The sequence below is a fragment of the Schnuerera sp. genome (assembly GCF_035459645.1).
GTDB lineage: Bacteria > Bacillota > Clostridia > Tissierellales > Tepidimicrobiaceae > Schnuerera.
Window position 1 is genome coordinate 1 of sequence record NZ_DATHXO010000180.1, and the last position, 3120, is coordinate 3120.

The window sequence follows — 3120 nt, forward strand, 5'->3', positions numbered from 1 at the left end:
GTGAAGAAAATGTGGAAAGATTGTTGGTAATTATCCTTTTAACTCTAAATTTGGTACTACATTTAAATACAGATCAGAAACCTGCCCCTTTATATAATTAAAATAAGCAGCTGAACCTATCATAGCAGCATTATCCGTACATAATATTCGCGAAGGATAAAATATCTCTATATTTTCATCTTCTCCTACTTTCATCATTAGATTCCTCAATCCTTCATTAGCTGCTACTCCACCAGCCATAACTATTTTTTGGGATTTTCTCTCTTTGGCAAGCTTAATAGTTTTCTCCACAAGAACTTCTATAACAGCTTGTTGAAAACTAGCTGCTACATCCTTTACTACTATTTCTTCTTTCTTTTGTTTAGTTTGATTAAGATAATTTAATACAGCAGTCTTTAACCCACTAAAGCTAAAATCATAACTATTATGTTCTAAATATACCCTTGGGAAATCTATAGCATTAGGATTCCCTTCCTTGGATAATTTATCAATCAATGGCCCTCCAGGATAAGATAAACCTAAGGCTCTGGCTACTTTATCAAAGGCTTCTCCTGCTGCATCATCTCTTGTTCTACCTACTAATTCATACTTGGTATAGTCTTCTGCTTGAACTAAATAGGTATGGCCTCCAGAAACTATGAGACAAGTGAAAGGAGGTTCTAAATTCTTATGTTCAATATAATTAGCAGATATATGTCCTTCTATATGATTTACTCCCACTAAGGGTTTGTTTAATCCATAGGCTATAGCTTTAGCACTAGATATACCAACAAGTAAAGCACCTACTAATCCTGGTCCTTGAGTTACACCTATTAAATCTATATCCTTAAAAGTAATATCTGCTTCATCTAAAGCTTGTTGAATGATCAAATTCATATTTTCAATATGTTTTCTTGAAGCTACTTCTGGAACTACTCCTCCAAATTTTTTGTGAATATCTATTTGGGAGGAGATTATATTAGATAAAACTTCCCTACCATTTTTTAATACAGCACAGGAAGTTTCATCACAGGAAGTCTCTATAGCTAAAGTTATCAATTCTTTTTTCATCTTTTCACCCCATTAAAAATCTATACTTTTCCACATTATAATCGCATCTTCGTTATTGTCTTGATAATACTTTGGTCTTATTCCATATTCTTTAAACCCATATTTTTTATACAAGGATTTAGCTACTTCATTGGATTTTCTAACTTCCAAAGTCATAGCTCTTATATTTCTGTCTATACACAATTGAATAAGGCCTTCTAAAAGCTTATTACCCACTCCTAATCCTCTATATTTTTCATCTACTGCAATATTGGTAATATGCCCTTCATCTAATATAAGCCATATCCCTCCATATCCTGCTACATCATCATCTATAATTGCCACTATATATTTAGCTAGTAAATTTTTAGTTAATTCTAATAAAAAGGCCTCCCTTGACCATGGAGGAGTGAATGCTTTTTTCTCGATTTCCATTACTCTATCTAAATCCGATTCTTTCATTTCACGAATTAATAGGTCCATAGTTACCTTTCCTTCTTTCTTAACTCTCGTTGGGCTTGAGATTCACGTAAATAATCTGGCACAATATTATAATAATCGTATTTATTTTCCTCTTTGTCTTTTAATAAAGCAAGTTCTGCAATACTTGCTGCTCTACAACTATTTAAACTTATTGGGGATAGATTAACTTTATCTTTCAAAATATCTTTTATCTTATCCTCATAAAGTAAAGCACCATTTCCATTTACCATTATATTATCATAATCTCCATTAAGTAATTCTAATAATTCTTTTATTTCCATTATGGAAGGTTTCAATACATTAATAATCCTACCCTTTTGCCATTTATATATACCAGTATAAACTCTATTTCTTCTAGCATCTATCATAGGTACTATTGGTCCTTTATGGACTAGATTAAAAGCCAACCCTTCTAAAGTAGAAACTCCTACAATAGGTTTATCAAATACATGGGCAAAAGATTTAACCGTTGCTATTCCAATTCTAAGACCAGTAAAGGAGCCAGGTCCTAAGGATACCCCATATAAATCTATATCTGATATTTGTAAATTCAAACTATCCAATACTTCCTTGATCATAGGCACTAAATTTTCAGAATGGGTCATTTCCTGATTTAATGAAAATTCTCCTAACAATCTTTCTTCATCTAAAACAGCACAGGTTGCCATCATAGTAGATGTATCTACTCCTAATACTTTCAATTTCCATTCAACTCCTTAACTATTTTTTCATAATTTTCCCCTTGTCCAGATATGGTTATAATCCTTTTATTTAATTCCTTTCCCTTTTCAATATTAATATTTATCCTATTCTCTGGAAGGATGCTCTCTATTTTATTCCCCCACTCTACTATGGTAACACCATTGGAGTAAAAATAGTCTTCATAACCTAAATCCAATAAATCTTCTTCATCTTCTAATCTATATACATCAAAATGATATAACCAAGTTCTTCCCTTATATTCATTTATTAAAGTAAAAGTAGGGCTGGTAATATAATCTGAAACACCTAATCCAATACCTATAGACTTTGTTAAAGTAGTTTTACCTGCACCTAAATCACCAGTTAAGGAGAGTATATCTCCACCTTTTAAAAGTCTCCCTAATTTTTCCCCAAACTCTTCAGTTTCCTTTAATCCATCCAATACTATTTTAACCATAAAATCAACCTTCCTATTCCATAAACTAACTATTATTATAGCATGGTATTGTTCAATTCACAATTCACAGTTCACATTTTCTTGGGACAGCGGGGACAGTTCTCGCTGTCCCATTTAATTATTCAAACTGAATAATTAAAAAAAGAGACCCTTCCCATTTCTCCAGGATGACATATAAGTAAATTAAAACTATTTCTAATCTACTCTTGTCATTCTGAACTCCGTGAAGAATCTCCTATTATCAGTCATTCCCTAGCATTCCCTAGATAGGGAAGAATCCTTCCCTTAAATCATTACTTATGAAGTATTGGTGATACTCTTTTATATATCAGCAAAGTTACCAAAGTAACTATAATACCTTTAAATAAGTTAAATGGTACTACTGCATATAGAATTAAGGTTTTAAAATCTACTACATATTTATTTACTGCAGAGCCCATAGCTACTAT

4 protein-coding genes are annotated in these 3120 nt (G+C 31.9%); all 4 read right to left on the minus strand.

What is annotated here, in order from left to right; genetic code table 11:
* Positions 1–30 precede the first annotated feature (30 nt).
* The 4 genes from tsaD to tsaE are packed head-to-tail and all read right to left on the minus strand — an operon-like array spanning position 31 to position 2671.
* Positions 31–1050, minus strand: coding sequence for a tRNA (adenosine(37)-N6)-threonylcarbamoyltransferase complex transferase subunit TsaD (tsaD, locus tag VK998_RS04365; RefSeq protein WP_325225905.1), 1020 nt, complete (start codon positions 1048–1050; stop codon positions 31–33).
* 12 nt (positions 1051–1062) lie between these two features.
* Positions 1063–1512: a ribosomal protein S18-alanine N-acetyltransferase gene (rimI, locus tag VK998_RS04370; RefSeq protein WP_325225908.1), complete on the minus strand. Its 450-nt coding sequence runs from the start codon at positions 1510–1512 to the stop codon at positions 1063–1065.
* A 2-nt stretch (positions 1513–1514) separates the two neighbouring features.
* Entirely contained in the window at positions 1515–2213 is a 699-nt protein-coding gene (tsaB, locus tag VK998_RS04375) for a tRNA (adenosine(37)-N6)-threonylcarbamoyltransferase complex dimerization subunit type 1 TsaB (protein ID WP_325225911.1), read from the minus strand.
* Positions 2210–2671, minus strand: coding sequence for a tRNA (adenosine(37)-N6)-threonylcarbamoyltransferase complex ATPase subunit type 1 TsaE (gene tsaE / locus VK998_RS04380; protein WP_325225913.1), 462 nt, complete (start codon positions 2669–2671; stop codon positions 2210–2212). The genes tsaB and tsaE overlap by 4 nt, the downstream gene beginning before the upstream one ends.
* Positions 2672–3120 lie beyond the last annotated feature (449 nt).

Bases quoted from the DNA above. Each gene is read 5' to 3' on its own strand.
- tsaD (WP_325225905.1), bottom strand. From the start codon at position 1,050: ATGAAAAAAGAATTGATAACTTTAGCTATAGAGACTTCCTGTGATGAA.
- rimI (WP_325225908.1), bottom strand. From the start codon at position 1,512: ATGGACCTATTAATTCGTGAAATGAAAGAATCGGATTTAGATAGAGTA.
- tsaE (WP_325225913.1), bottom strand. From the start codon at position 2,671: ATGGTTAAAATAGTATTGGATGGATTAAAGGAAACTGAAGAGTTTGGG.